Annotated in this window: 28 protein-coding genes; 3 read left to right on the top strand and 25 right to left on the bottom strand. The window is 65.1% G+C overall.

The window, feature by feature from the left end; all coding sequences use genetic code 11:
• Positions 1-59: 59 nt before the first annotated feature.
• From JJB99_RS09410 to motA, 25 genes are all read right to left on the bottom strand, one after another.
• A complete protein-coding gene (locus JJB99_RS09410; protein ID WP_200498495.1) occupies positions 60-641 on the bottom strand; it encodes a transglycosylase SLT domain-containing protein in 582 nt (193 codons plus the stop codon).
• A complete protein-coding gene (locus tag JJB99_RS09405) occupies positions 592-1,956 on the bottom strand; it encodes a flagellar hook-length control protein FliK (protein WP_200498494.1) in 1,365 nt (454 codons plus the stop codon). Before JJB99_RS09405 ends, JJB99_RS09410 begins: the two co-directional genes overlap by 50 nt.
• Positions 1,953-3,140: a chemotaxis protein gene (locus JJB99_RS09400; RefSeq protein WP_200498493.1), complete on the bottom strand. Its 1,188-nt coding sequence runs from the start codon at positions 3,138-3,140 to the stop codon at positions 1,953-1,955. Before JJB99_RS09400 ends, JJB99_RS09405 begins: the two co-directional genes overlap by 4 nt.
• Positions 3,137-4,480, bottom strand: coding sequence for a MotB family protein (locus JJB99_RS09395; RefSeq protein WP_200498492.1), 1,344 nt, complete (start codon positions 4,478-4,480; stop codon positions 3,137-3,139). The genes JJB99_RS09400 and JJB99_RS09395 overlap by 4 nt, the downstream gene beginning before the upstream one ends.
• A 6-nt stretch (positions 4,481-4,486) precedes the next feature.
• Positions 4,487-5,191, bottom strand: coding sequence for a hypothetical protein (locus JJB99_RS09390; RefSeq protein ID WP_200498491.1), 705 nt, complete (start codon positions 5,189-5,191; stop codon positions 4,487-4,489).
• Positions 5,188-6,813 (bottom strand): flagellar basal-body MS-ring/collar protein FliF, encoded by a 1,626-nt coding sequence (gene fliF / locus JJB99_RS09385; protein WP_200498490.1) that lies wholly within the window; start codon positions 6,811-6,813, stop codon positions 5,188-5,190. Before fliF ends, JJB99_RS09390 begins: the two co-directional genes overlap by 4 nt.
• 270 nt (positions 6,814-7,083) lie before the next feature.
• On the bottom strand, positions 7,084-7,992 hold the full coding sequence (locus JJB99_RS09380) for a flagellin (protein ID WP_200498489.1): 909 nt from the start codon (positions 7,990-7,992) through the stop codon (positions 7,084-7,086).
• Positions 7,993-8,272: 280 nt separating this feature from the next.
• A complete protein-coding gene (locus JJB99_RS09375) occupies positions 8,273-9,181 on the bottom strand; it encodes a flagellin (RefSeq protein WP_200498488.1) in 909 nt (302 codons plus the stop codon).
• Between the two features lie 274 nt (positions 9,182-9,455).
• Positions 9,456-10,361, bottom strand: coding sequence for a flagellin (locus JJB99_RS09370; protein WP_200498487.1), 906 nt, complete (start codon positions 10,359-10,361; stop codon positions 9,456-9,458).
• Positions 10,362-10,627: 266 nt separating this feature from the next.
• A complete protein-coding gene (fliP, locus tag JJB99_RS09365) occupies positions 10,628-11,368 on the bottom strand; it encodes a flagellar type III secretion system pore protein FliP (RefSeq protein ID WP_200498486.1) in 741 nt (246 codons plus the stop codon).
• On the bottom strand, positions 11,365-11,808 hold the full coding sequence (locus JJB99_RS09360) for a flagellar basal body-associated FliL family protein (RefSeq protein ID WP_200498485.1): 444 nt from the start codon (positions 11,806-11,808) through the stop codon (positions 11,365-11,367). The genes fliP and JJB99_RS09360 overlap by 4 nt, the downstream gene beginning before the upstream one ends.
• 42 nt (positions 11,809-11,850) lie before the next feature.
• Positions 11,851-12,558 carry a flagellar basal body L-ring protein FlgH gene (gene flgH, locus JJB99_RS09355; protein ID WP_200498484.1) on the bottom strand — a complete coding sequence of 236 codons (708 nt, stop codon included), beginning with the start codon at positions 12,556-12,558 and terminating at the stop codon, positions 11,851-11,853.
• Positions 12,559-13,332, bottom strand: a complete 774-nt coding sequence (locus JJB99_RS09350) for a MotE family protein (RefSeq protein ID WP_200498483.1) — start codon at positions 13,330-13,332, stop codon at positions 12,559-12,561. It abuts the gene before it with no gap.
• Between the two features lie 67 nt (positions 13,333-13,399).
• Positions 13,400-14,530: a flagellar basal body P-ring protein FlgI gene (gene flgI, locus JJB99_RS09345; RefSeq protein ID WP_200498482.1), complete on the bottom strand. Its 1,131-nt coding sequence runs from the start codon at positions 14,528-14,530 to the stop codon at positions 13,400-13,402.
• Positions 14,527-15,003, bottom strand: coding sequence for a flagellar basal body P-ring formation chaperone FlgA (flgA, locus tag JJB99_RS09340; protein WP_200498481.1), 477 nt, complete (start codon positions 15,001-15,003; stop codon positions 14,527-14,529). Before flgA ends, flgI begins: the two co-directional genes overlap by 4 nt.
• Before the next feature lie 13 nt (positions 15,004-15,016).
• Positions 15,017-15,805 (bottom strand): flagellar basal-body rod protein FlgG, encoded by a 789-nt coding sequence (gene flgG, locus JJB99_RS09335; protein ID WP_200498480.1) that lies wholly within the window; start codon positions 15,803-15,805, stop codon positions 15,017-15,019.
• A 17-nt stretch (positions 15,806-15,822) separates the two neighbouring features.
• Complete coding sequence (locus tag JJB99_RS09330; protein ID WP_200498479.1) at positions 15,823-16,152, bottom strand: flagellar hook-basal body complex protein FliE; 330 nt, start codon at positions 16,150-16,152, stop codon at positions 15,823-15,825.
• Between the two features lie 2 nt (positions 16,153-16,154).
• On the bottom strand, positions 16,155-16,571 hold the full coding sequence (gene flgC, locus JJB99_RS09325; protein WP_018641261.1) for a flagellar basal body rod protein FlgC: 417 nt from the start codon (positions 16,569-16,571) through the stop codon (positions 16,155-16,157).
• Positions 16,572-16,582: 11 nt separating this feature from the next.
• Positions 16,583-16,984 carry a flagellar basal body rod protein FlgB gene (flgB, locus tag JJB99_RS09320; protein WP_200498478.1) on the bottom strand — a complete coding sequence of 134 codons (402 nt, stop codon included), beginning with the start codon at positions 16,982-16,984 and terminating at the stop codon, positions 16,583-16,585.
• Positions 16,985-17,049: 65 nt separating this feature from the next.
• A complete protein-coding gene (gene flhB / locus JJB99_RS09315) occupies positions 17,050-18,135 on the bottom strand; it encodes a flagellar biosynthesis protein FlhB (protein WP_200498477.1) in 1,086 nt (361 codons plus the stop codon).
• 13 nt (positions 18,136-18,148) lie between these two features.
• A complete protein-coding gene (locus JJB99_RS09310; RefSeq protein ID WP_200498476.1) occupies positions 18,149-19,183 on the bottom strand; it encodes a flagellar motor switch protein FliG in 1,035 nt (344 codons plus the stop codon).
• A gap of 2 nt (positions 19,184-19,185) precedes the next feature.
• Positions 19,186-19,560, bottom strand: coding sequence for a flagellar motor switch protein FliN (fliN, locus tag JJB99_RS09305; protein WP_200498475.1), 375 nt, complete (start codon positions 19,558-19,560; stop codon positions 19,186-19,188).
• A gap of 76 nt (positions 19,561-19,636) precedes the next feature.
• Complete coding sequence (locus JJB99_RS09300) at positions 19,637-19,942, bottom strand: hypothetical protein (protein WP_200498474.1); 306 nt, start codon at positions 19,940-19,942, stop codon at positions 19,637-19,639.
• Positions 19,923-20,864, bottom strand: a complete 942-nt coding sequence (locus JJB99_RS09295; RefSeq protein WP_200498473.1) for a flagellar motor switch protein FliM — start codon at positions 20,862-20,864, stop codon at positions 19,923-19,925. The genes JJB99_RS09300 and JJB99_RS09295 overlap by 20 nt, the downstream gene beginning before the upstream one ends.
• On the bottom strand, positions 20,861-21,757 hold the full coding sequence (motA, locus tag JJB99_RS09290) for a flagellar motor stator protein MotA (protein ID WP_200498472.1): 897 nt from the start codon (positions 21,755-21,757) through the stop codon (positions 20,861-20,863). Before motA ends, JJB99_RS09295 begins: the two co-directional genes overlap by 4 nt.
• A gap of 143 nt (positions 21,758-21,900) precedes the next feature.
• Between motA and JJB99_RS09285 the strand changes: the two genes are divergently transcribed.
• From JJB99_RS09285 to fliI, 3 genes are all read left to right on the top strand, one after another.
• Positions 21,901-22,689, top strand: a complete 789-nt coding sequence (locus JJB99_RS09285; protein ID WP_200498471.1) for a DUF1217 domain-containing protein — start codon at positions 21,901-21,903, stop codon at positions 22,687-22,689.
• A gap of 3 nt (positions 22,690-22,692) precedes the next feature.
• Positions 22,693-23,421, top strand: a complete 729-nt coding sequence (flgF, locus tag JJB99_RS09280; RefSeq protein ID WP_200498470.1) for a flagellar basal-body rod protein FlgF — start codon at positions 22,693-22,695, stop codon at positions 23,419-23,421.
• 85 nt (positions 23,422-23,506) lie between these two features.
• Entirely contained in the window at positions 23,507-24,832 is a 1,326-nt protein-coding gene (gene fliI / locus JJB99_RS09275) for a flagellar protein export ATPase FliI (RefSeq protein WP_200498469.1), read from the top strand.
• Positions 24,833-24,841: the final 9 nt, after the last annotated feature.

Genomic DNA, 24,841 nt, shown 5'->3' with positions numbered 1-24,841 from the left:
GCTCTTGCTTGCGCGGGGCTGATGATTGGGAACCATGCACAGCTTTGGGGTTGTTCAAATCATGTCGTCTTGGGCTGACAGAACGAGCGTGCTTCGTCGGTCCACGCGCCAAACCCGCTCGAGACGAGATGAGCGACGATGTGGCAGACGTAGCGCTTCTGCGCCGGCTGGTTGTTGGGACCTGCGTTGTAGCGGGCGATCGCCATGGTCCAGCTGCGCTCGCGTTGCTTCAGCTCTTTCAGGAAGCGCGCGGCGTAGTCGACGTTCCTGGCTGGATCGAACATCGCCCGCACCGAGGCGAACTTGTCGCCGTGATAATAATGGTTGATCTGCATGCAGCCGAGGTCGATCAGCTTGATGCCCCTGGCGCGCATCGCCTCGAAATTAGCGATCGCGTCGTCCATATCCTTGGCGAACACGGTCCGGCCGTCGGCGCCGAGCGCGTAAGGATAGAGCGCGCCGCGCCGCCCGGTCTCGGTGAGTCCGACCGCATAGAGGATGCCGAGCGGAATCCCGTACTGTTGGGACGCACGCGCCATCTCGCGCTCGCAGGGGCGCGCATTGTCGGTCGCCGCTGCCGCGGTGCCCACGCTACAGATAAACAGGGCCGCGACGAGTCTGCGGGCCCACGTCGTGATCATGACGCGTCTCCTGGTTGGACTGTCGCTCCTGGCTCGCGCCGCCGTCCGGCTGCCTCGACGAGTTGCCCGCGCCGTCGAACGTGCCTTGCGACTGCGACGATGGCTGCTGCTGGCCGGAGGGCTGCGGCTGCGGCTGGCCGGAGCCGCTCTGGAATCCATCGAGCGAGCCGTGCTGCACCGGCGCGACGTCGGCGACGTAGCCCGCCGACTGCATGAGATCGCGGATCGAGTCACGCTGCTGGTCCAGCATCTGGCTCGTGTCCTTGCGCTCAGCCGCGAGATGGACGGACACCTCGGTGCCGACGAGACGAAGCCGGACGGTGACGTTGCCGAGCGCCGGCGGCTCGAGATTGATGGTCAGGATCTTGAGCGGTTGATCCGGGGCGTTGCCCTGCGATGTCGCGAAATCGGGGGCTGCGGACGCCGTCTGCGCCGCGCTTTCCTTGAGCTCGCCGACGATCGCGCTGGCGATCTGCTGCGGGACGTTGAACTGCGCCGGAGGCAGATGAGTCTCCTGCTGAACCACAGTGACCTTGGTCGCCTCGGGCAGCGCCTCACGCCCCGCGGCCTTGGCGGCCCGTTCGACATTTGCCGTGATGGCTTCGAAGCCGGATGCCGGCGGCATGGCCGTGGACGACGGCTCGCTGTCCTGCGCCAACGCCGTCTGCAGGGCCGCCGCCATTCGCGGAGCCGCTCCTTGCGAGCGGCCCCCGATCGGAGCCGCCGTGGATGAGGCGGCGTCGACGGCGGTTGCCTTTGCCATGCCGGTGGCCTGAACGTCGCGCTTCGTTGCGGAGTCGCGCTCGTCTCGCGCCGGCGCGTCCTTCCTGTCGCTGGCCGCGGCTTGCGTCTGCGGTTTCACGGCAAACGCGGCGGCGATCTCTTGCCCAACGATCACAGGGATGCCCGGTTGATCCTGGACGTCCGGCTTCGCGGCAAGACTTGCCGGACCGTGCTTCCCCGACTTGTCGGCCTTCTTGTCGGACGATTTGTCGGTGGACTTATTCTCCGACGTCCCGGCCGCTTTGGATTCCGCGGCGGCCGCGGTGCGCTCATGCACCGTCTCGTCCTTGTCCGTCTCGGCCGGATGCACAAGACGCGTGCGCAGCGTTCCGCCCTTCACGGCGGTGTCGCTGCCCTCGTCGTTCAGGGCTCGCTTCGCGAGATTCGAGACGGTGTGAAGCAGATCGTTGAACGACGAGTCCGCCGGCGACTTGGTGCCGGCGCCCTTGGCGGAGCGCGACGTCCCGCGCATGGTGAGGCTCTCGGCGAACCCCGAAAAAAGCTGTCCGGAGGTTCCGCTAAGCTTGGTCATGGGCGGCGATCCCTGGTGAGAAGTTCGAGTTCGCCGAGCTGCTTCTGCGCGCGCACGAGGATCGCGGTCGAGGAGGCGAGATCGAGCCGCGCCGGCGTGACCGGAGGCTTGTCGGCTGCGGCGGCCGAATTGCCGGCGAACGCCTTGCGGACATCGAGCGCGAGCTGCAGCGTGGCATTCAGAAGGGGAACGTCGCGCTCGGGCAGTTTCGACCGGTCGAGCGCCTTCAGCTCGGCAACGCCGCCGTCATATTCGTCGGTGAGCGCGCGCGAGACGCCGCGGAAGAAATGCGCTCGCTCGCGTTCGGGTGACGCATCGGCGCTGAGCGTCAGGGACCGCTCGCCGGCAAGCCGCGTCATTTCCAGCCGTCCGCGCATCATGGCGGCGCGCGCGATCGCGAGGTAAAGCTTGAGGCGGCTCGCGCGATCGATCTGCTCCAGCAAGGTGGCGATCCGTGCGAAGCGGCGCTCGTCGAGCGCAATGCTCGATTGCGTCAGGCCCGAAGAGAAGCGCTGCCAGAAATCGCCGGCATAGATCGAATTGCGGTAATGGCGGATATACGCCAGCGTCAGGAACTCGAACTTGTCGAAATCCTCGGCCTGACCGACCAGCAGGATCTCGCGGCGCAGCGCCGCTTCCTCCACCAGCGTGCCCGGCAACAGCAGGCGCGCATCGTCCAGCCGCTCGATCGCGAGTGATGCCTCTTTGCGCGCGAACAGCGCGCCCTGCACCAGCGCGACCTGGCCGCCGAGGCCCGAGGGAAGCGTGCGCGGCTGGATGTCCTTGAGCTGCTCGCGCGCATCGTCCTGACGGCCCTCGACATAGGCGAGCGCCCCATCGAACAGCCGTCCGTCGACGTTCAGCTTGTCGCGCGGCAGCTTGCGGACCACTTGCGGCGCGCCGCCGCTGAGCAGGTAAATGACGACAGCCTGACCGTTCTGTGCGTTGCTCCATACGCTTGCATCGGCGGCGATGAATTTTTCGCCGATCTGACGGATCAGGGCGATGTGGCTGGCATGAGCTGCCGTGTCGCCGTTGGCAATGCCGTCCTGCACGGCCTGCAGCGCTCGCACGAGCGCATACGGCTCGTTCGCGGTTGATGCCGGCGCCGGATCTGCAAGCGCAGGCGCCGCTGTCAGCGCCAACGCTATCAGCCATGCGGCGCAGAGCAGCAGCCTGATCAAGGGCGCTTCTCCCGGATCAGGATCTCGATGCGGCGATTCTGCGCGGCCGCGGGATCGTTCGGAAGCTTCGGCCGCCGATCGGCGTAGCCTTCGACATGCTCGATCCGCTGCGCGTCGACCCCGGAGCGGACCAGCATGTAATAGGCCATCTGCGCGCGGGCGGTCGACAGCCGCCAATTGTCGTAGGTCTCCGACTTGTAGGGCCGGTTGTCGGTGTGGCCGCGGACGATGATCACACCCTGGCGCTTCATCAACAGCGGCCCGATCTTGTCGATCACGCGGATCAGCTCGGGTCGCGGTTCGGCCGAGCCGACCGCGAACATGCCGAAGCTCGCATCGTCGGTCAGGCTGACCAGCAAGCCTTCCTCGACCTGACGCACCTCGGCCACCGGGCCCGCGCCGGCCTTGATATCGGACAATGCATCCGCGATCGCGGACTGGAGCTGCCGGACGGTCGTTTGCTGGCTCGCATCGCGCGGATCGGAATTCTTCGCCTGCTCGCCAGGGCGCAACTGCGCGGCGGCATTGGCTTGAGCGACAGCCTGGGCGCCCGATTGCGCATTCGCCTGTACATTCGATTGGGCACTGCCATCGCGCTGTGCCTGCGAGGCCGCAGGTCCCGGCGGCAGCAGCGGCGACAGGCTTGCGGAGGACGCATCCGCGTTCGGAGCCACGCTTCCGCCGGCGTCATCCTGCGCGGCACGGCGCGCTTGCGGCGCGCCCTGCCCCGTCCCGGATGCGCCGTCGCGCGCCGAAGCATTCGGCTTCGGCTCGCTGTCCATGAAGCGATCCGCATCCTTCGACATCTGCGGCGCCAGCTTCCAATAGCCGGGATCGAAGGGATCGCGATAGGCGTCGCCGCCCTTGAGGCCCTCCTCCTCGGCGGAGGTCAGAGCGCCGGCGCGCCGCTGGCCAGAAGCCTGGTTTGAGCTGTTCGCGATCTCGGCAAGCGTCGCGAAGGGATCACGGAACAGGACTTTCTCTTCGAACGAGGCCGGCTTCTCCGCCGTCGGCGAGTCGCCGCGACGCTCTTCATTCGGCCCGGCCGGCTGCCGCTTGCCGTCCTGGCCTTCGAACTGCGACGGCTCCTTCTTGGCGAGGTCCTTCAGGCCCTTCGGTGCGGGTGCGTTCTCCGCGAGCTTGATGGGATTGAAATAGCTCGCGACCACCTGCTTCTGGTCCTGGTTGAGCGCATTGAGCAACCACATGACCAGGAAGAACGCCATCATCGCGGTCATGAAGTCCGCATAGGCGATCTTCCAGACGCCGCCGTGATGCGCCTCCTCGGCGAAGGCGCTGCGTCTGCGGACGATGACCAGCTCGTGCTTGACCTCTTCCATGGCGAACTACCGGCGCGCCTCGTTCAGCCGTTCGCTCCAGGCCGAGATCTGCGTCTCGATCACGGTCTGGTCGGCAACGACGCGCACCTCGAAGGTCTCCGCAGGCTCGTATTCGATGCCCGTGCGCCTTGACGCCTCGAGCTGCGCCCGCACGAGATCGAGCAACTCACCGGGGCCGGTGACCTTGAATACCGGCACCGGGGAGTTGCCGGTCAGCGCCGCAATCTGCTCGACCAGCGACCCGATCGCCTTGTCACGAACCGCCTCGGCGAGGAACGGGAGCAGGATCCGCGCAACAGAGCTCGCGATGTTGGTCTCGATCTCGCGGCAAGCCGCCACGAAGCCGCTGACGATCGCGGCCGCCTGCTGGTCGGACCATTTGGCGCGCTCTTCGCCGAGCCGGATCGCACTGCGCACCCGCTCCTCGGCGACCTTGGCATCGCCTTCCGCAACGCCGGCGGCATGACCGCGACGATAGGCATCGTCGAGAAGATTGACCGGCGGAGCTTCCGGCGCGGGCGCCGGGGGCGGCGGCTGAAGCTGGGGCTGCGATTGAGGTTGGCGCTGCGGCTGGGCCTGCGGCTGCGGCTCGCGCCGGGCTTCCTTCGGTCTCGTCAGCACGTGCTGGATCTTGGGTGGCGGAGGCGGCGGCGACTTGACCCGGCCATTCGCGTCGAACTGCGTCAGGAGTTTTCCGATTGCCGCGTTCATGCCGCCTCCTCGCGTCGCATCCAGTCTTTAAGGATTGCTGCCGCCTGCATCTGATCGAGCCGGACGATCTGCTCCAGCCGCTTCTGCGGCGTGCGCTGCATCTTGCCTTCGAGGTCCTCGACGAGGTTGAGCTCGGGATCCTGGCTCTCGGCCAATGCGAGAGCCGTCGCAGCTTCGAGTTCGGCAGCCTCGGCGGCCTCGGTCTGCTCCTGCTGCGCGCGATGGGTCAGAATGCCGTTGACCGCGGGCCGAAGTCCGAACCAGACCAGCATCGAGGCGACGGCCAGGATCGTGACCGCGTTGATGACGCTGCCGAGCTGCTTGTTGATCATCTCGACGAAGCTGATCGGGGGCACCGGCGCCAGCTCGCGCGAACCTTCGATGAAGTCGACGGCCGTCACCTGGATCTGGTCGCCGCGCGCTTTGTCCAGCCCGCCGGCCGTCGCCGCGAGCTGGCTGATCTCGGCGAGCTTGCTGTCGATGATGGCCTGGTTGCTCTTGTCGCCGAGATCGGCGACGAGCCTGGAGCGGTTGACCAGCACGGCGATGAAGAGCTTCTTGACCGAATAGCCGTCGCTGACCGTCGTCGTGGTCTTGGACGACACCTCGAAATTGGTGACGTCCTCGCGGCGGGTCTTGTCCTCGCTGGAATTCTTGCTGCCGCCGGCGTTGACCTGCTGGTCGGGCAGATTCTGCTGCACCGTGGTCGGTTGCGAACGATCCGCATTCTGCGAGGATTCCTTCTCGCGGACGTTCCGCACCGAGCGCTCGGCGCGGCTCTCCGGATCGTAAACGGTCTCGTTGATCTGCCGCTTGTCGGTCGAGAGCTGCGGGGCAACGCTCACCTCGAAATTGTCCAGGCCGAGATACGGGGTCAGCGCCTTGCGGATGTTCTCCTGCACCATGCCGCCAACGGTCTTCTGGAGGCTCGCCATCTTGGTCGGCGCGGCGCTGGCCTCGTCCTCCTCGGCCAGCAACAGCGAGCCGTCGGCGTCCAGCACCGTCACCTTGTCGCGTGTCATGCCGGGGATGGCGGCGGCGACGAGATGGCGGATCGATTGCGCCGTGCGCGCCTCGATCGCGCCGTCGGTGCGCAGCACCACCGACGCCGACGGCGGCTGCTGCGTGGCGCGGAACGAACCGCGCACCGGCATGACAATGTGCACCCGCGCCGCCTTGACGCCCTTCATCAATTGCACGGTGCGGGCGATCTCGCCCTCGAGCGCGCGAAGCTTCGTGACCTCCTGCATGAACGAGGTCAGGCCGAGCGAGCCGATCTTGTCGAACAGCTCGTAGCCGGAATTGGCGCTGGTCGGCAGCCCCTTCTCGGCGAGCAGCATGCGCGCCTGCATGGTCTGGCTCGGGCGCACCGAGACCGCGTCGCCGGCCGTATTGACGTCGAACGCGATGTTCTGCTCGCGCAGGGCGGCGCCCATCCGCGTCACGTCCTCGCGGCTCAGGCCTGTGTAGAGCGTTTCGAACTCAGGCCGGCTCAGATAATAGGCGCCGCCGACAACGGTGACGAGGACGGCAAAACCGATCAATCCCAAGGCCATCAGACGTCGCGGCCCAAGTTCCAGCAGATTGTTGAGCAGCTGCTGTAGCTGCGCGCGACTGAGCATGTGACCTCGTACCAATGCGGACGGTGAGGACACTCCGCTGTGAACCTTGTCTGAAGGTTGCGCGCGGACACGAATGTGTCAGTTCGCAGGCGGGACGATGTACTTTTGCTGGAATCTGGGCGGCGCAACCGGTTCAGCAGCAACCGGGCGTGCGGCAGCACGAGCGGCACACGCGGCATGCTTGCGGGCATGTCATGTGCCGTCACATCCGCTGTTCACGACGGAGACCGTGCTCCCATGGGGAGCACGGTCGCTTTCAAAAGCCGCAGCTTACTTGAACAGCGACAGGATGCTCTGGCTGTTCTGGTTGGCGATCGAGAGCGCTTGAACGCCGAGTTGCTGCTGGGTCTGGAGGGCCTGAAGGCGGGTCGACTCCGCGTTCATGTCTGCGTCGACGAGCTGACCGACACCGCGATTATCCGAGTCCATCAGGGTCTTGACAAACTCGGTGTTGGTCGAGAGGCGGTTCTTGACGGCGCCGAGATCGGCAGCGGCCGAGCTCACCGCGTTGAGCGCGGTGGTGACCTGCGCGATGAAGCCATCGAGCGTGGTCTGGTCAGCGGCCGAGTCGGTCAGCGCGCTGATGTCGATCGTATCGATCGACGCAGTGCCGCTCACCTTGTCGAGGATGCCGGTCTGAGTGCTGGTATAGAGCGAGTAGTTGGCGATTGTCAGGGTGATGGACCCGATCGTCGGCGTGCCGCCGACGCGGGAGAACGACGACACCAGGTTGAAGGTGGCCGGCGTGGTCGCCGTCGCGCTCAGCCAGTTGACGCCGTTGAAGGTCGCCGCATTGGCGGTGCCCTTCATCTGCTGCTGGATCTGGGTGATATCGGCCTGGATTTTCTTGCGGTCGATACCGGCCGTCTTGGCTTCGACCAGCAGCGCCTGGAGCTTGGTCAGGCCGCCGGTCTGGTCGCCGACAACGGCGGTCAGAGCGGTATATTCGGTGTCGACAGTCGCAGCCGACAGACCGAGCGAGTCGGAGACGGCGGAGAGCGCGGCGTTGTCGGCGCGCATCGAGGTCGCGATCGACCAGTAGGCGGCGTTGTCAGACGCCGTCGAGACGCGCATGCCGGTCGAGATCCGGTTCTGCGTGGTCGAGAGTTGCGAGCTGACGTTGCGGAGGGTCTGCAGCGCGGTCATTGCAGACGAATTGGTGAGCAGACTGGAGCTCATGATTGACGTCCCCTTGAAACAGATTGAATTGATTTTTGGGACATACCGGGCTTGCACCGGTACGACAGGGCGGCCTCATGCCTTTGGGCGGCGGAAAAGGCAGGCCCAACTTGTCGTAGGGCGACAATAACGCGCGAACACTGCGCGAGGCTTGCGGCTCTGTGACCGGGCCGCAACAAACCGAGCCCGGCCGAGTTCATGGCTCGACCGACGCACACGAGGTAAAATGAAAGGGCCGCGCTTCGCGAGAAGCGCGGCCCTCCCAAGGCTAGCGAAGGGCTTAGCGGAACAGCGACAGGATGCTCTGGCTGTTCTGGTTGGCGATCGAGAGCGCCTGAACGCCGAGCTGCTGCTGGGTCTGAAGCGCCTGAAGGCGGGTGGACTCTGCGTTCATGTCTGCGTCGACGAGCTGGCCGACACCGCGATTAACCGAGTCCATCAGGGTCTTGACGAACTCGGTGTTGGTCGAGATGCGGTTCTTGACGGCGCCGAGATCGGCAGCGGCCGAGGCCACCGAGTTGATGCCAGCGGTGACCTGCGCGATATAGCCGTCGAGCGTGGTCATGTCGGCCGTCGAGTCGGTCAGCGCGCTGATGTCGATCGTGTCGATCGAAGCAGTGCCGCTCACCTTGTCGAGGATGCCGGTCTGGGTGCTGGTATAGAGCGAGTAGTTGGCGATCGTCAGGTTGATGGAGCCGATCGTCGGCGTGCCGCCGACGCGCGAGAACGACGACACCAGGTTGAAGGTCGCCGGCGTGGTCGCCGTCGTGCTCAGCCAGTTCACGCCGTTGAAGGTCGCCGCACCGGCGGTGCCCTTCATCTGCTGCTGGATCTGGGTGATGTCGGCCTGGATCTTGGTGCGGTCGATACCGGCCGTCTTGGCTTCGACCAGCAGCGCCTGGAGCTTGGTCAGGCCGCCGGTCTGGTCGCCGACGACGGCGGTCAGAGCGGTATATTCGGTGTCGACAGTCGCAGCCGACAGACCGAGCGAGTCGGAGACGGCGGAGAGCGCGGCGTTGTCGGCGCGCATCGAGGTCGCGATCGACCAGTAGGCGGCGTTGTCAGACGCGGTCGAGACGCGCATGCCGGTCGAGATCCGGTTCTGCGTGGTGGCGAGCTGCGAGCTGACGTTGCGAAGGGTCTGCAGCGCGGTCATTGCAGACGAGTTGGTGAGCAGGCTAGAACCCATTTTGATGTCCCTTTGACGATTGGATTGAGTTTTTGGGACATACCGGGCTTGCACCGGTACGACAGGGCGGCGTCATGCCTTTGGGCTGCGGAAAAGCGGGATGGGGGCCCAACCTGTCGTAATGACCCCGATAGCACTCGAAGCTTGTGCGAAGCTTGTGGCTCCGTTGCCTGGACGCAACAGGAAAGCCGGATCACGGCGTGCGCCCGGTGTCACGCCAAACGAAAGGGCCGCGCTTCGCGAGAAGCGCGGCCCTCCCTGGATTGCTTACGGCTTAGCGGAACAGCGACAGGATGCTCTGGCTGCTGTTGTTGGCGATCGAGAGCGCCTGCACGCCGAGCTGCTGCTGGACCTGGAGGGCCGCCAGGCGGGTCGACTCCTGGTTCATGTCGGCGTCGACGAGCTGGCCGATACCGCGATCAACCGAGTCCATCAGCGACTTCACGAAGTCCGTGTTGGTCGAGATACGGTTCTTGACGGCGCCGAGGTTGGCGGCGGCCGCGGCCACCGAGTTGATCGCACCGGTCACCTGCGTGATGTAGCCGTCGAGCGTGGTCTGGTCAGCCGCGGAGTCGGTCAGCGCAGAGATGTCGATCGTATCGACCGACGCAGTGCCGCTGACCTTATCGAGGATAGCGGTCTGGGTGGAGGTGTAGAGCGAGTAGTTGGCGGTGGTCAGGCTGATCGAGCCGGTGGTCGGCGTGCCGCCGACGCGGGAGAACGACGACACCAGGTTCACGGTCGCCGGCGTGGTTGCGGTCGTGCTCAGCCAGTTCACGCCGTTGAAGGTCGCCGCACCGGCGGTGGCCTTCATCTGTTGCTGGATTTGGGTGATGTCGGCCTGGATCTTGGTACGGTCGATACCGGCGGTCTTGGCCTGGACTAGCAGGGACTGGAGCTTGGTCAGACCGGAGCTGCTATCACCCACAACCGTGGTCAGACCGGTATATTCGGTGTCGACGGTCGCAGCCGACAGACCGAGCGAGTCGGAGACGGCGGAGAGCGCGGCGTTGTCGGCGCGCATCGAGGTCGCGATCGACCAATAGGCGGCGTTGTCGGAAGCGGTCGAGACGCGCTGACCGGTCGAGATGCGTTTCTGCGTGGTGGAGAGCTGGGAGCTGACAGACCGCAAGGTCTGGAGCGCGGTCATGGCGGTCGAGTTCGTAAGCAGGCTTGACATTGCGAATGTCCCTTTATGTACGCGTTACATTTTCACGAGGGGACATACCGGGCTTGCACCGGTACGGAGGGGCGGCATCATGCCTTTGGACTGATGTGGTGGGGTCCAACCCGCCGTACCGCATTGCTAGCACGTCGAATCTTGTCGCCGGATTAAGATCGGCTTGAATTACGCAGCAATATCATATGGTTAACATTAGCCTCTGCTAACCATGAGCCGTTACGTCCCGCTAACCCTAACCGACCGGTCGGCCAGCGATCGCGCGCTTACGAGAACGAGCGCACAAGGCCGGAGGCGAGCAGATTCCAGCCGTCGATCAGCACGAAGAACAGCATCTTGAACGGCAGCGCGAGGATCGTCGGCGGCATCATCATCATGCCCATCGACATGGTCAGCGTCGCCACGATCATGTCGATGACGAGGAATGGCAGGATGATGAGGAATCCGATCTCGAACGAGCGCCTGAGCTCGGAGATCATGAAGGCCGGAATGATGACCCGCATGTCGATGCGCTTGTCGTCGAACTTCTTGCGAAAGCTCTCGGCGGCGAGCGCCTCGAAGGTCTGGAGATCCTTGTCGCGGACATGGGCCAGCATGAACTCGCGGAACGGATCGGTGATCTTCAGATAGGCGTCTTCCTCGGAGATCTCGTTCTTCATCAGCGGCTGGACGCCGGTCTCCCAGGCACGGTCGAAGGTCGGCGCCATCACGTAGAAGGTCATGAACAGCGCGAGGCTGATCAGCACCAGATTGGCCGGCGTGGTCTGGAGCCCGAGACCGGCGCGCAGGAACGACAGCGCCACTGCAAATCGCGTGAAGCTCGTCACCATGATGAGCAGGCCCGGCGCCACCGACAGCACCGTGATCAGCGCCATCAGCTGGATGATGCGGCCGCTGGTCGAGCCGTTGCCGGGCGGCAGCAGCGAGTTGAGGTCGGGTATCTGGGCGAGCGCCACCTCTGGCAACACGACCAGAACCAGGGCGAGCAGAAGGACTTTCACTCTCACTGAATCACCAACGTCTCAATGATCAATTCGCGGACCTTGCCGGACGAGCGGATATTGGCGCGCTCGGCGAGGTCGTCGCGCAGATGCTGGAGCCCGCGCGATCCCTCGAACTGCGCAACGGAGGCGGACCGCAAGTAGGTGACGATGTCCTCGCTGATATGGGCGGCCAGGATGCCGGCATCCTCGTCGCTCATGCTGTCGGTCACCATCGAGGCTTCGACGCGGGCCCAATTGTTGGTCGGCGCGGCGAGATTTGTCACGATCGGCGACAGCTTTCGAAGCCGCGCGCTGCCGGCGTAGCTTGAGGCAATCGGCGCGGGCGTGGCGCTCTTCTTGGCATCGGCGACACGCTCGGCGGCCGCAAACAGATGCAGGCCGGCAAGCGCGCCCGCACCGATCGCGACGAGGGTCAGCACCACAATGGCCGCAATCAGCCGCATGACGTCCCCTGCCCTCGCGCTGCGGTCAGGCCGCCGCGAATCTCAGAATGGTGCCACGGCGTCATAAATCCGATGTCCCCATCCGGGTTGCTGCACGTCAGACAGATTTCCGCGACCGCCGTAGGAGACGCGCGCCTCGGCGATCTTCTCGTAGGAGATCGTGTTGGTTCGCGAGATATCGCGCGGGCGCACGATGCCGCCGACGTTGAGCACGCGCATCTCGGTGTTGACGCGGAATTCCTGCGAGCCGCTGATCATCATATTGCCGTTCGGCAACACGTCGGTGACGATTGCGGCGATCGACAGCTTGATGTCCTCGGTGCGATCGATCTGTCCGTTGCCCTTGATCTGGGTGTTGGTAGAGAGGTTGGCGTTGGCCTGGCCCTTGTCGCTCCATCCGGCGACATCCATCAGCCAGTCCAGCCCGAACTTGATCTGCGAATCGCGCGAGCGGCCGGTCTTGTTGTCGAGCTTGGCCTTGTCCTGCATCGAGATGATCACCGTCACGACATCGCCGGTACGGCAGGCGCGGGGATCGCGGTAGAGATCGGTGCCGTCGTCCCAGGTCGAGCGATAGCTGACGGGCGATCGCAGGCGGGGCGTCACCGGGATCGGATCGGCCTGCGTCCTCAGGCCGCTGCCGACCGGCGACAATCGTGGGCCGGTCAGGATTTCCGCCGGATCGTTGAAGCACCCGGCCAGCAGCACCGACGACAGCAGCAGCGACAGGATGAGGATCGGCTTGTTCATCTATTTGGTCTTTCCGTCATCCACGCGGCGCATTCCGCCGAGCAGGTCGGCCAGATGCGCTGCGCGCGCCGCATCCATCTCGTTGAAGATCGCGCTCGAGCTCCTCGGGCTCAGCTTGGCGAGCACGGCGGCGGCGGTCTCGTCCGCCATGCCGGCGATCTGGGTCGCCGCAGCGTCCGGCTTCATCTTCGAATAGATCTCGACGACCTGGGCCTCGGCCTTCTTCAGGAAGTCGTCGCGCAGCGCCATCCACTTCTCGTATTCGGCGCGCTTGGCCTCGACCTCGGCGATCCGTTCCCGGAGCAGGGTCTCGGCCTTCTCCAGCTCCTTGAGCTGCCAGGCCAGCCGCGCATCGACCGCGGGATCGGCGACGTTGCTGCAGAACAGGGCGACCTCGTTGTCGGCGGGCACAGCTGCCTGCGACGGTGCGGGTTTCGGCGGTGCCGTGACGCTGCCGGGCTTGGCCGGCCGCACGGGCGCCGTTGCGGGGGCAGGAGCAGGAGCCGGCGTTGCGGGGGCAGGCACCGCGCCAGTGATCGCCGGGCCGGAATCCTCGGCCGCCCACGCCGTCGTGCGGATCGAGGCATTGTCGCTTGGCATCGACGCCGCCGGCGGGGGCAGCTTCTGGGCTCCGGGGGCGCGCGCACGCGCGAACGACAGCAGGTTGAGCGGCTTCGAGGGCTTGGCGCCATCCAGCGCCAGCACTGGCGATACGCTCACAAGCGCAGTAGCCGCGACCAGGAGGAGTTTGGCTTTGTGTTCCAGCTTCAGCATCGGGCCGCGTGCGATTCTCGGTCGAGGCCTGAGCATTGAGCGACCAAGCTTGCACGACGCTTGTGCATCATTGCACGATGACGTCGGCCTGGAGCGCACCGGCCGTCTTGATCGCCTGGAGGATCGCAATGATGCCCGACGGCTTCAGGCCGATCTGGTTCAGGCCGCGCACCAGACGCTGGAGATCGACGCCGCTGAGGATCGCCACCTGCGATCCGGCCTCGTTGGCCTCGACGATGGTCTGGGGAACGACCACCGTCTTGCCTTGCGAGAACGGCGCAGGCTGCGACACCACGGGGAGCTCGGTGACACGGACCGTCAGATTGCCGTGTGTCACGGCGACGGTCGATATGCGCACGTCACGCCCGATCACCACCGTGCCGGTGCGCTCGTTGATCACCACCCTCGCCGGCGTGTCCGGCTCGACCGTCAGCTCGCCGATTTCGGCGAGGAAACGGACTGGACCGATATAGCGCGGCTTCGACAGCACGATCGTGCGGAAGTCGCGCTCGAACGCGATCTGCGCGCGATAGCGGCCGCCGGCATAGCGGTTGATGGCGTCGAGAATGCGCGTCGCGGTGACGAAGTCGGGGTTCTTGAGCTCCAGCACCAGGAATTCCATTTCATGGAGGCTTCCCTGCACCTCGCGCTCGACCAGCGCGCCGTTCGGGATGCGGCCGGCGGTCGGCGTGCCCTGGCTGACGTTCTGCGCCTGGCCTCCGACGCTATAGCCGGCGACCGTGACCGCGCCTTGCGCCACGGCATAGACTGCACCATCCGCCGCACGCAGCGACGTCATCACCAGGGTGCCGCCGAGCAGCGATGTCGCATCGCCGAGCGACGACACGGTCACGTCCATCCGCTCGCCGGGTCCGATCGAGGGTAGCAGGTCCGCGGTCACCATCACGGCCGCGACGTTGCGCGTGCGCAGGGTCGTCGGCCTCGGAGGATTGTTGGTGCTCGTGGTCTCGTTCCTGACATTGATGCCCATGTTCTCGAGCATCGATTGCAGCGACTGTTCCGTGAACGGCGCATTGCGGAGCGTGTCGCCGGTACCGTTCAGGCCGATGACGAGGCCGTAACCGACGATCTGATTTTCGCGCAGTCCCTTGATGTCCGCGATGTCCTTGATGCGGACAGCGGCCTGGGCACTGGCGGCGGAGAGGAGGAGGACGAGCGCAAGCAGGAACCTGATCATGACCCGTCCACGACCTTGACGGTGCCGTCCGGCTGGACGATGCCCCTGATGATCACGCCGGTATCGGAGTTTCGCACCGGGATGAGTGCACCGGGCGCGCCCTGCTGCATCGCCGCGCCGTAGGTGACGATCGACAGGCCGCTGTCTTCGACCACGACCTTGACCATGGCGCCGCGTGCGACGGTCCAGGGCTCTTCCACGGAGTTGGTCGGGATCGGCTGGCCCGGCAGCAGCGCACGCCGCGCCATTCGACCGACCAGCATCTGGCGTGCCTCGATGAACATGGAAACGCCGAGCACGTTCGGCGCGAAGGCGCGCTCCGTGATCATGTCGTCCCGGATCAGCTCGCCGGCGCGGATCGACACGGCCGGCACGGGAAGCCGCTTCTCCTCGGCCGCAGCCAAGCGCGCCGAGACGAGAACCAGCAGCACGGCGGCCAACCCGCGCACCATCAAGCCCACCCTGTTCAACATGACGACACCGGAACTAGCGCATGCCCTTCGAGACAGTCTGGGCCATTTCGTCCGAGGCCTGGATGACCTTGGCATTCATTTCGTAGGCGCGCTGGGCCGAGATCAACTCGGTGATTTCCTTGACCGGATCGACGTTCGAGGCTTCGAGATATTGCTGGTTGATCTTGCCGTAGCCGGAATCGCCGGGCAGTCCGACGACCGGCGTGCCGGACGCCGTGGTCTCGCGATAGAGGTTGCCGCCGAGCGGCTCGAGGCCTGCTTCGTTGGCGAAATTGGCGAGGTTGAGCTGGCCGATCTGCCGGGGGTTCACTTCCGTGTCCAGCTTGGCGAACACCTGTCCGGTCTGGTTGACCGTGACCTGAACCGTTCCCTGCGGCACCGTGATCGCGGGATCCAGCAGATAGCCGTCGATCGTGACGAGCTGGCCGTTGGCATTGGTGTTGAACGAACCGGCGCGGGTGTATTGCACCTCGTTGTTCGGACCGAGCACCTGAAACCAGCCGCGGCCGTTGATCGCGAGGTCGTACGGGTTGCCGGTCTGAGTGAGCGCGCCCTGGATGTGCAGCTTGCGGATCGCCGCCGACTTGACGCCGAGGCCGAGATTGGAGCCTTCCGGGATCGGCGAGGAGCCGTTGACGTTCGCGACGCCTTGCATGCGGTCCATCTGGTAGAACAGATCGGTGAACTCCGCGCGCGCGCGCTTGTACGACGTCGAATTGATGTTGGCGATGTTGTTGGCGATGACTTCGATGTTGGTCTGCTGGGCGTTCATGCCCGTGGCCGCAATGGCGAGCGATTTCACGATTTCATTCCCTCAGATCAAATCGACATCCGGACGACTTCCTGGTAGGCCTGCACGACCTTGTCGCGAACCGCGACCGCCGTCTGCAAGGCCTGCTCGGCCGACATCAGCGCCTCCACGACCTTGCGGGTCGATTCCTTGCCCTGCATCGCCGAGATTGACGCCGCCTCGCCCGCCTTCAGCGTTCCGATCGCGTCGGTCGTCACCTGCTTCATCACCGAATCGAAGCCGATGTCGTCCGTGGACTGGATCGCGCTCGGCGCCGCCGGCGAGATCGCCTGAGCCTCGGTGGCGCGGCTTGCCGCCTGGCCTGCGGAAAGCGCGGTGGATGAAATCGCCTCAAGCATTGTCAGCTCCTCAGCAGGTCGATGGTCATGCCGAGCATCGACCTCACCTGTTTCACGACCTGGAGATTGGCCTCATAGGACCGGTTGACTTCGCGCATGTCGGCCATCTCGATCATCATGTTGACGTTCGGCAGCTTGACGTAGCCGGCCTTGTCGGCGGCGGGATGCCCGGGATCGTACTCGACGCGGTAGGGCGTGGTGTCGACCCCGATCTCCTTGACCTTGGCAAGCTGCGCGCCCGAGGCCCGGTCCATTGCGGCGTCGAAGGTGATGGTCTTGCGCTGGTACGGATCGGCGCCGGCAGTGCGCCCCGTCGAGGTCGCGTTGGCGAGGTTTTCCGAGACGATGCGCATGCGCGTCGACTGCGCTTCGAGCCCGGAGCTCGCGACCGTCAGCGATGCACTCAGTGAGTCCAGCATGTCAGTTCACCTCAGACTTTCGCGCTCGACAGCAGCATGCGGTGGAACGAGCGCACGACCGCCGCATTCATCGAATAGTCGCGATTGACGTCGCTGCCCTTGATCATTTCCTGCTCGAGGCTGACGGAGTTGCCGGAGTGGACTACGTCCCAGCTGTCCTTCTTCGCGGTCTGCCGCGTGTCTGTCTCGACCGGGGACAGCTGCATGTGCGAGGGCGACGTCGTCGCAAGCCTGACCGGCATGCCGTCGAGCACCTTGTTGAAGGGCTCGACGTCGCGCGCCTTGAAGCCCGGCGTGTTGGCGTTGGCGACGTTGGTCGCGATGGTCGACTGGCGGAGTTCGAGATAGCGCGCCTGCGACGATGCGAGTTCGAAGAGATAAAGCGGTCCCACGACAGCCCCGTTCTGGTCCATTCGGGGAGAACCCTAGGGCGTTAAGCTTTCGTCAAGCTGATGCGCGAAGCACAATCCTCGGAAATCTACTGGACCTTCTCGGGCCGCGGCGCCTGCTTCGACTGCAGGAAGTAGATGATCTCGGCGACGGGCCGGAAGAATTCCGCCGGGATCACCTGGTCGACCTGGACCGCCTCGTAGAGCGCGCGCGCCAGCGCCTTGTTCTCGATCACCGGAATCCGGTTCTGCTCGGCGACCTCGCGGATCTTCAGCGCGATCACGTCCATGCCCTTGGCGACGACGAGCGGCGCCGCATTCTCCTCGCGCTTGTAGCGCAGCGCGATCGCAAAATGCGTCGGGTTCGCGATCACCAGCGTCGCGCGCGAAGCCGACGCGATCATGCGCTGCCGCGAGCGGTCGCGCGCCAGCGAGCGCAGACGCGCCTTGATCAGCGGATCGCCCTCGGCCTGCTTGTGCTCGTCCTTGATCTCCTGCTTGGTCATGCGCAGCTCGCGCCGCCAGTGGAAGCGCGACCAGGCGAGATCGATCGCGACCAGCACGATGGTCGCGATGCAGATCGCCGAGACGATCCGCATTGCGATGTTGAGGATCATCTCCGGCAGCGCGACCGGGTCGGTATACATCGCCTCGAACGCCTTTGCTTCGGACGAGCGCAGCACGAAGGCGACCACGGCCGTGACCGAAACGAGCTTGAACAGCGACTTGGCGAACTCGACGAGGCCCTGCGTTCCGAACAGGCGGCTCCAGCCGCTGATCGGGGAGACCCGCGAAAGGTCCGGCTTGATGCGCTCCAGCACCAGGCGCGGCGCATTTTGCAGAAGCGAGGCTGCGAGCCCGAACACCGCCAGGACGACGACGAGCGGCACCAGGAATCGCAGCGCCTGGAGCCCCACCACGGTGAGCAGGTTCTGCGCGTCCGCGCCGGTCGCGAGCGGGAATCCGTCGGGATCGTCGAGCAGGCTCTTCAAGGCCGGCGTCAATTGCTGCACGCCTTGGCCGATCAGGAACGCCTGGATCACCATCAGCGCGGCCATCGAGGCGAAGATGGACGCCTCCCGAGAGACCGGAATGTTGCCCTGTTCGAGCGCATCACGGACTTTCTTCTCGGTCGGCTCTTCTGTCTTGCTCTCCTGATCGGATGTTTCTGCCATGCGCGCTCAGCGGTCAGCGGAAGACCAGCTCATCCTCCTGCTCGGGATTGAGCTCGATTTCACCTTTCTCCGCCAGCTCGAGCGCGAGGTCGGTGATCACGCGCCGCGCCTCCAATACGTCGCGCTGGTTCGACGGCTCGCCGCTGGCGAGTTCGTGCTCGACGACGCGGCGGACACGCGAGGCGACCGAGGACAGGATCAGCTCGCGGAACTGCTTGTCGGTGCCCTTCAGTGCGATGACGATGCGATCGGTCGGCACCTGGTCGAAGATCATGGTGCGCGCCTTCGGCGTCAGATTGACGACGTCGTCGAAGGTGAACAGCAGCTCCTTGAGCACTTCGGCCGATTTCGGCCGCTTCTCCGACAGGCTCTTCAGCATGTCTTCGATATGGCCGCGCTCCATCTTGTTGATGATGTCCGCGACGCGGGCGTAGGTGTCCGCGCCGAGGTTGCGGGCGAAGTTCAGCGTCAGATCCTCGTGCAGCGTCTTCTCGAGGACCTTCATCGCGTCGTCGGCGATCGGCTTGAGGCTGAGCACGCGCCGCATCAGCTCGTTGCGCAGGCTCGACGGCAGCTGGCTCATCACCTTGGCGGCGCAGGACGGCTTGACCTTGGACAGGATCAGCGCCGCGGTCTGCGGATGCTCCTTGGAAAGGTAGGTCGCCAGCGAATTCTCCGACACCGACGAGACGCGGTCCCATACCGAGCGGCTCGAATTGCCGAGCAGGTCGGACATGATCGCGGTGACCTGGTCGGCGGGAAGCACATCGCCCAGCACGGCTTCGAGGCCGCCGAGGGTGCCGAGAATGTTCGCGCCCATCGAGAACTGCTGAGCGAACTCCTCGACGATCGCCTCGAGTTCCTGCGCCGTGATCGGCCGCAGCTCAGCCGCGGCCTTGGTGACGATGCGAATGTCCTGCGGCTCGAACTGCGCGAGTACGCTCGCGGCCGCCTGCCGGCCCATCGCCAGCAGGAGTGCCGCAACCTTTTCCGTTCCGCCCAGCGTAGCGACACCGCGCTGTTTGATGGGAGCGACCTGTGCCGCCATGGTCAGGTATCACCCTGCCCCAGCGGCCCCACAATCTCCGTGAGCGAGACGCCGAAGCGGGAATTGTCCTCTTCGACGACGACCACCTCGCCGCGAGCGACGATGCGGCCGTTGACGACGACGTCGACGGGTTCACCGACCCGGTGATCGAGCGGAACCACCGCGCCGCGACCGAGCTTCATCAGATTCGCCACCGGGATGGTCGCCGATCCCAGCACCACCTGCATGGTAACGGGAATGCGCAGGATGGCATCGACATTGGCGAACTTGCCGGTCTCCTCCGCGGTGCGCGCGGCGATCTCGGCCAGCCGCTCCAGCGGAGACGTCTCGGTCTCTTCCGATGCAGATGCAGACTCATAATCGAAGGATTGCGCCATTTGGAATCGCCTCTTGGTATTTCCGCTCCCGGAACGCCGCGGCGTTCCGATCGTCATTTTTCCGCCGCTTCGAGCTTCAATGCTTGTTGACGTCGGCCCCGCCGGCGGTCGCGAGCCCGCTCCTGGCGTCGAGCGCCGCGATCGCCTCATGGGCCTGATCGATCTTCGTGCTCAGCACGTTGGCGAGCCGCCCGAGATTGGCCGTGGAATCATGTGCCGCTGTGATGACCGTATCGAAGGCGCCCGCAGTCTCGTGCACGATGGTCGAGAATTCGCCCTGGTAGCTGCGCAAACGCGCCAGTTCGCGGTGCATCTTCGTCACCCGCATGCTGGTGAAGGCCAGCGCAATCAGCAGCACGGCATCAACGAGATAGGATATCATCGACGAACTCCCGTTTCTGATCGACGGGATCTGCCACCTGCATGGCATAATAGCCATCGAGCTGGCCGATCTGACACCAGAACAGCACCTGGTTGTTGCTTTCGAGGCGGGCCAGCGTGCGCGGCGTGGCTTCGAGCTCGAGCACTTGTCCGACCTGGAACTTCACGACGTCCCCGAGGGTCACCATCTTCTCGTCGAGCACGGCGCTCAACGTCACCTCGGTCCGGTGGACCTCGCTCTCCATCTGCTCGCGCCAGCGCGGATCGGACGCACGACCGTCGCTGACGACGACGTGGGCGAGCTTCTGGCGCAGCGGATTGAGCGCGGAGTGCGGAACGATGAGGAACATCTGGCCGCCGCGGTAGAGCGCCTGCAGCATGATGTTCGCGCAGATCGACATGTTGCCGCTCCGCCCGATCGCGAGCGAGGCCATCGCGGTCTCGACCCGCTCGATGCGGAAGCTGACGTTGGACGTGCCGGCGAAGGCGGACTGCAGCGCCTTGGCGAAGCGCTCGAACAACGCCTGGACCAGGCGAATCTCGATGTTCGAGAACGAGCGCTCGACGTCGAGCGGCGGCTCGGCGCCGTCGGAGCCGAACATCGCCTCCACCATGGTGAACACGAAGTCGCGGTCGAGCATGATGATGACGCGGGAGTCCCACTGCTCGGCGTAGAGCACGGCGGCGACCGCGTTACCTTCGTAGTCCTTGATGATGTCGCCGACGCGGTCGTTGGTGATACCGTTGACCGAGAAATAGCAGGGTGTTCCCGCCATCGGCTGGAGGCTGTCGGTGCACGATGCCGCCATGCGATCGAAGATCACATTGAGCATCGGCATGCGTTCGATGGAAATACCTGCCGCGTCGAGCAGGTAGTTTGGCAGCTGCTTGCGCTGATCGATCTCGACGTCTTGCATCGTCATGCTCGGGCAGCTTTCGGTTCGGCGTCGGTCACGACGACCTTGGGACCCGCGATCGTCTCGTTCTCGACGACGTCGATCGAGGGACGCTCATTGCTCGCGATCATCTTGCGGCCGTGCTCGACCGCGATCTGCGGCATGGCGCCGTTCATGAAGGCCAGCAGCGTCTGCTTGACGATGATGTAGGGCCGGCACTTCTTCTCTCGCGTCATTTTGATCTTGATCGCGAAGGGCGAAATGATGCCGTAGGACAGGAAGATGCCGGCGAAGGTGCCGACCAGGGCCGCACCGATGAAGCCGCCCAGCAGCTTCGGCGACTGGTCGAGCGCACCCATCGCCTTGATGACGCCGAGCACCGCAGCGACGATGCCGAGCGCCGGCAGCGCCTCTGAGACCGTGACCAGCGAATGGTAGGGCGCCAGCTTGCTCTTCACGATGGTGTGGATCTCCTCGTCCATCAGCGCTTCGATCTCGTGCGTGCGCGCATTGCCCATGATGATGAGGCGAACATAGTCGCAGATGAACTGGAGCAGCGCCGAGTCGCCGAGCACGCTCGGGAACGCCTTGAAGATCTCGGAGGACGAGGGATCGTCGATATGCGCTTCCACCTCGTTGCGGCCCTTGCCCCGCAGCTCGCGCATCAGCGCATGCAGCGCTCCGAGCAGGTCGAGATAATAGCGCTGCCCCGGCACCGCGCCGGTGATGGCCTGCATGCAGGCAACCCCGGTGTCGACGACCGTCTTCCACGGATTGGCCAGGATGAAGGTGCCGGCCGCGGTGCCCATGATGATGACGAATTCCCACGGCTGCATGAGCACGGCCAGATGCCCGCCCATGGCGGCAAATCCGCCGAGCAGCGCCGCCACCGTGATGAAAATCCCCACGAAACTGAGCAACGCGCCACTCCATCGCCGATCCCACCGGAAATATCTAGTCGGCGAGCCTTGCGCGAAGCTGGCTTCCCGCATCGCCAGCCTCGCGCAAGCAATTCGCGGCAGCTTGCGACGGTGCCGTACAGGCGGCCGGAGGGGCGCGTCTCATGCTATCCACGATCGCGGACTACACCAGGCTGACCAAGGACATGAGCAAGTCGCTGACGCAGGTCGCGCAGGAGCCGGATGTCAGCCGCGAGACCGACTATTTCCTCAGCCATATCGGCAACGTGAAGACCATTGACGATTTCCTGAAGGATTATCGTCTCTACTCCTATGCGATGAAGGCCTACGGCCTCAGCGACATGACCTACGCCAAGGCGTTCATGCGCAAGGTGCTGACCGAGGGGGTCTCGGACAAGGACGCGTTTGCGAACAAGCTCTCCGATGCCCGTTACCGGCAGTTCGCCACCGCCTTCAATTTCGCCGGCCTCGGTGCCCAGGCGACCTCGACGACCGCAGCCACGACTGGCACGGCGACCCAGTACGTCACGCAGACGATGGAGGAGAACGCCGGCGACCAAAACGAGGGCCTGCGGCTGGCGCTCTATTTCACCCGCAAGGCTTCGACGGTCACGAATGCCTACCAGATCCTCGCCGACAAGGCGCTGACCCAGGTGGTCCAGACCGCGATGGGCTGGTCGCCGACGATCAGCTCGTCCGACATCGACGCCCAGGCCAAGATGATCACGGACAAGATCGATCTCACCGATTTCCAGGATCCGGCCAAGGTGACCAAGTTCGTACAGCGCTTCGCGGCGATGTGGGATGCGACCCAGGCCCAGAGCGACAATTCGACCAATCCCGCGCTGGTCCTGATCGGCGGCGCGTCGACTTCGGCCAGCATGGATACCGACATGCTCGCGAAGCTTCAGAACATCCGGTTCAACAGGTAAGTCATGCAATCGGCTCTCTATGTGGGATTGTCGGCGCAGGTCGCGCTCGAGAAGCGTCTCCAGACCATCGCCAACAACGTCGCCAACGTGAACACCGCGGCGTTCCGCACCGACGTGGTGAAGTTCGAGACGGTGCTGTCCAAGGCCGGCGCGAACCCGGTCGCCTTCTCCTCGCCCGGCGACAACATCATCTCGCGCGAACAGGGCAACATTACCGAGAGCGGCAACCCGCTCGACGTCGCCGTCGTCGGCCAGGGCTGGATCGCCTTCGCCGGCCCGAACGGCACGGTCTACACGCGTGACGGCCGTCTCCAGATCGCCCCCAACGGCGACCTTCAGACCGTGTCCGGCTTCCCCGTCATCGATGCCGGCGGCGCGCAGATCACGCTCGACCCGAACGGCGGACCGATCTCGATCGCGCGCAGCGGCGCGATCACCCAGGACAATAACGAGATCGGCTCGATCGGCCTGTTCGACATTCCCGCTGATGCCAATCTCGAGCGCTACGGCAATTCGGGCGTCACGCCCGACCGCCCCGCGACCGCGATTGCCGATTTCTCCCGCAACGGCTTCAAGCAGGGCTATGTCGAGGGCTCCGGCGCCAACCCGATGATGGAATTGACGAAGCTGATCGCGGCCTCGCGTGCCTTCGACGGCACCAATTCGATGATCGAGGGCACCGAGAGCTCGCTCCAGAACGCAATCCGGACGCTGGGCGAGCCCGGCAAGTAGACCTGCATCAGAGTAGACTTGCATCAGAGTAGACTTGCATGAGACCAGACTTGCGCCGCGCGCGCATTGAGGGTGGACGGATTCCTTGAACGCTCTTCGGCAACTCGAATGGGCGCTGCTGGAGCTTGAGCAGAGCACGCCCCTGGCCAGCGTCAGCGGCGCGATCTCCGAGATCGCGCCGACGCATTTCCGCGTCTCGGGCCTGTCGCGCTTTGTGCGGCTCGGTGAGCTGATCGGCGTCAATTCCGGCAGCAAGCCCCAGATCGGCGAGGTGGTGCGGATCGACAGCGAGGGCATCGTCGCCAAGCCATTCGACCGGCAATTTGCCGGCGGTCTCGGCTCCGTCGCCTACCGAATGCCGCCTTTGTCCTTCGCGCCCGATCCGAGCTGGAAGGGTCGCGTCATCAACGCGCTCGGCGCGCCACTGGACGGACAAGGCCCGCTCACCCCGGGATCGCGTCCGGTCTCGGCGGAAGCCGACGCGCCGTCGGCGATGAAGCGCGCCCGCGTCCACAAGCCGCTGCGCACCGGCGTGCGCGTGATCGATCTGTTCGCGCCGATCTGCGCGGGCCAGCGCGTCGGCATCTTTGCCGGCTCCGGCGTCGGCAAGTCGACGCTGCTTGCGATGCTCGCCCGCAGCCAGGGCTTTGACACCGTCGTGCTGGCGCTCGTCGGCGAGCGCGGCCGCGAGGTGCGCGAATTCATCGAGGACGTGCTCGGCGCCAACCGCAACCGCGCCGTCACGATCGTATCGACGGGAGATGAAAGCCCGATGATGCGGCGGCTGGCGCCGAAGACGGCGATGGCGGTCGCCGAATATTTCCGCGACCGCGGCGAATCGGTGCTGCTCGTGGTCGATTCGATCACCCGTTTCGCCCATGCCGCCCGCGAGGTCGCGCTGGCCGCCGGCGAGCCCGCGGTCGCGCGCGGCTATGCGCCGACCGTCTTCACCGATTTGCCGCGCCTGTTGGAGCGCGCCGGCCCCGGCGAGGACGGATCCGGCACGATCACCGGCATTTTCTCCGTGCTGGTCGACGGCGACGACCACAACGAGCCGATTGCCGACAGTATCCGCAGCACGCTCGACGGCCACATCGTGCTCTCCAGGCACATCGCCGACCAGGCACGCTATCCGGCCGTGGACGTGCTGGCCTCCGTCTCCCGCCTTGCCCACAATGTCTGGGACCCCGAGGAGCGCGAACTGGTGAGCAAGCTGCGCACCATGATCGCCAAATACGAGGACACGCGCGATCTCCGCCTGATGGGCGGATATCAATCCGGGCGTGATTCGGGGCTCGACCAGGCAGTTGATATCGTTCCGAGAATCTACAGCGCGATGCGGCAAGACGCCTCGGCGCCGCCGAGTGCCGAGCCGTTCCGCGAGCTGAGGGACATGCTCAGGGGCGAATAGCCGCGAGGC

It is taken from the genome of Bradyrhizobium diazoefficiens (assembly GCF_016616235.1).
GTDB classification, from domain to species: Bacteria; Pseudomonadota; Alphaproteobacteria; order Rhizobiales; family Xanthobacteraceae; genus Bradyrhizobium; species Bradyrhizobium diazoefficiens_H.
This window is presented reverse-complemented; position numbering and strand designations above follow the sequence as displayed.

Coding starts and splice junctions, on each gene's coding strand:
- JJB99_RS09410 (WP_200498495.1), bottom strand. CDS start 641: ATGATCACGACGTGGGCCCGCAGACTCGTCGCGGCCCTGTTTATCTGT.
- JJB99_RS09405 (WP_200498494.1), bottom strand. CDS start 1,956: ATGACCAAGCTTAGCGGAACCTCCGGACAGCTTTTTTCGGGGTTCGCC.
- JJB99_RS09395 (WP_200498492.1), bottom strand. CDS start 4,480: ATGGAAGAGGTCAAGCACGAGCTGGTCATCGTCCGCAGACGCAGCGCC.
- JJB99_RS09390 (WP_200498491.1), bottom strand. CDS start 5,191: ATGAACGCGGCAATCGGAAAACTCCTGACGCAGTTCGACGCGAATGGC.
- fliF (WP_200498490.1), bottom strand. CDS start 6,813: ATGCTCAGTCGCGCGCAGCTACAGCAGCTGCTCAACAATCTGCTGGAA.
- JJB99_RS09380 (WP_200498489.1), bottom strand. CDS start 7,992: ATGAGCTCCAGTCTGCTCACCAATTCGTCTGCAATGACCGCGCTGCAG.
- JJB99_RS09375 (WP_200498488.1), bottom strand. CDS start 9,181: ATGGGTTCTAGCCTGCTCACCAACTCGTCTGCAATGACCGCGCTGCAG.
- JJB99_RS09370 (WP_200498487.1), bottom strand. CDS start 10,361: ATGTCAAGCCTGCTTACGAACTCGACCGCCATGACCGCGCTCCAGACC.
- JJB99_RS09360 (WP_200498485.1), bottom strand. CDS start 11,808: ATGCGGCTGATTGCGGCCATTGTGGTGCTGACCCTCGTCGCGATCGGT.
- flgH (WP_200498484.1), bottom strand. CDS start 12,558: ATGAACAAGCCGATCCTCATCCTGTCGCTGCTGCTGTCGTCGGTGCTG.
- JJB99_RS09350 (WP_200498483.1), bottom strand. CDS start 13,332: ATGCTGAAGCTGGAACACAAAGCCAAACTCCTCCTGGTCGCGGCTACT.
- flgI (WP_200498482.1), bottom strand. CDS start 14,530: ATGATCAGGTTCCTGCTTGCGCTCGTCCTCCTCCTCTCCGCCGCCAGT.
- flgA (WP_200498481.1), bottom strand. CDS start 15,003: ATGTTGAACAGGGTGGGCTTGATGGTGCGCGGGTTGGCCGCCGTGCTG.
- JJB99_RS09330 (WP_200498479.1), bottom strand. CDS start 16,152: ATGCTTGAGGCGATTTCATCCACCGCGCTTTCCGCAGGCCAGGCGGCA.
- flgC (WP_018641261.1), bottom strand. CDS start 16,571: ATGCTGGACTCACTGAGTGCATCGCTGACGGTCGCGAGCTCCGGGCTC.
- flgB (WP_200498478.1), bottom strand. CDS start 16,984: ATGGACCAGAACGGGGCTGTCGTGGGACCGCTTTATCTCTTCGAACTC.
- flhB (WP_200498477.1), bottom strand. CDS start 18,135: ATGGCAGAAACATCCGATCAGGAGAGCAAGACAGAAGAGCCGACCGAG.
- JJB99_RS09310 (WP_200498476.1), bottom strand. CDS start 19,183: ATGGCGGCACAGGTCGCTCCCATCAAACAGCGCGGTGTCGCTACGCTG.
- fliN (WP_200498475.1), bottom strand. CDS start 19,560: ATGGCGCAATCCTTCGATTATGAGTCTGCATCTGCATCGGAAGAGACC.
- JJB99_RS09300 (WP_200498474.1), bottom strand. CDS start 19,942: ATGATATCCTATCTCGTTGATGCCGTGCTGCTGATTGCGCTGGCCTTC.
- JJB99_RS09295 (WP_200498473.1), bottom strand. CDS start 20,864: ATGACGATGCAAGACGTCGAGATCGATCAGCGCAAGCAGCTGCCAAAC.
- JJB99_RS09285 (WP_200498471.1), top strand. CDS start 21,901: ATGCTATCCACGATCGCGGACTACACCAGGCTGACCAAGGACATGAGC.
- flgF (WP_200498470.1), top strand. CDS start 22,693: ATGCAATCGGCTCTCTATGTGGGATTGTCGGCGCAGGTCGCGCTCGAG.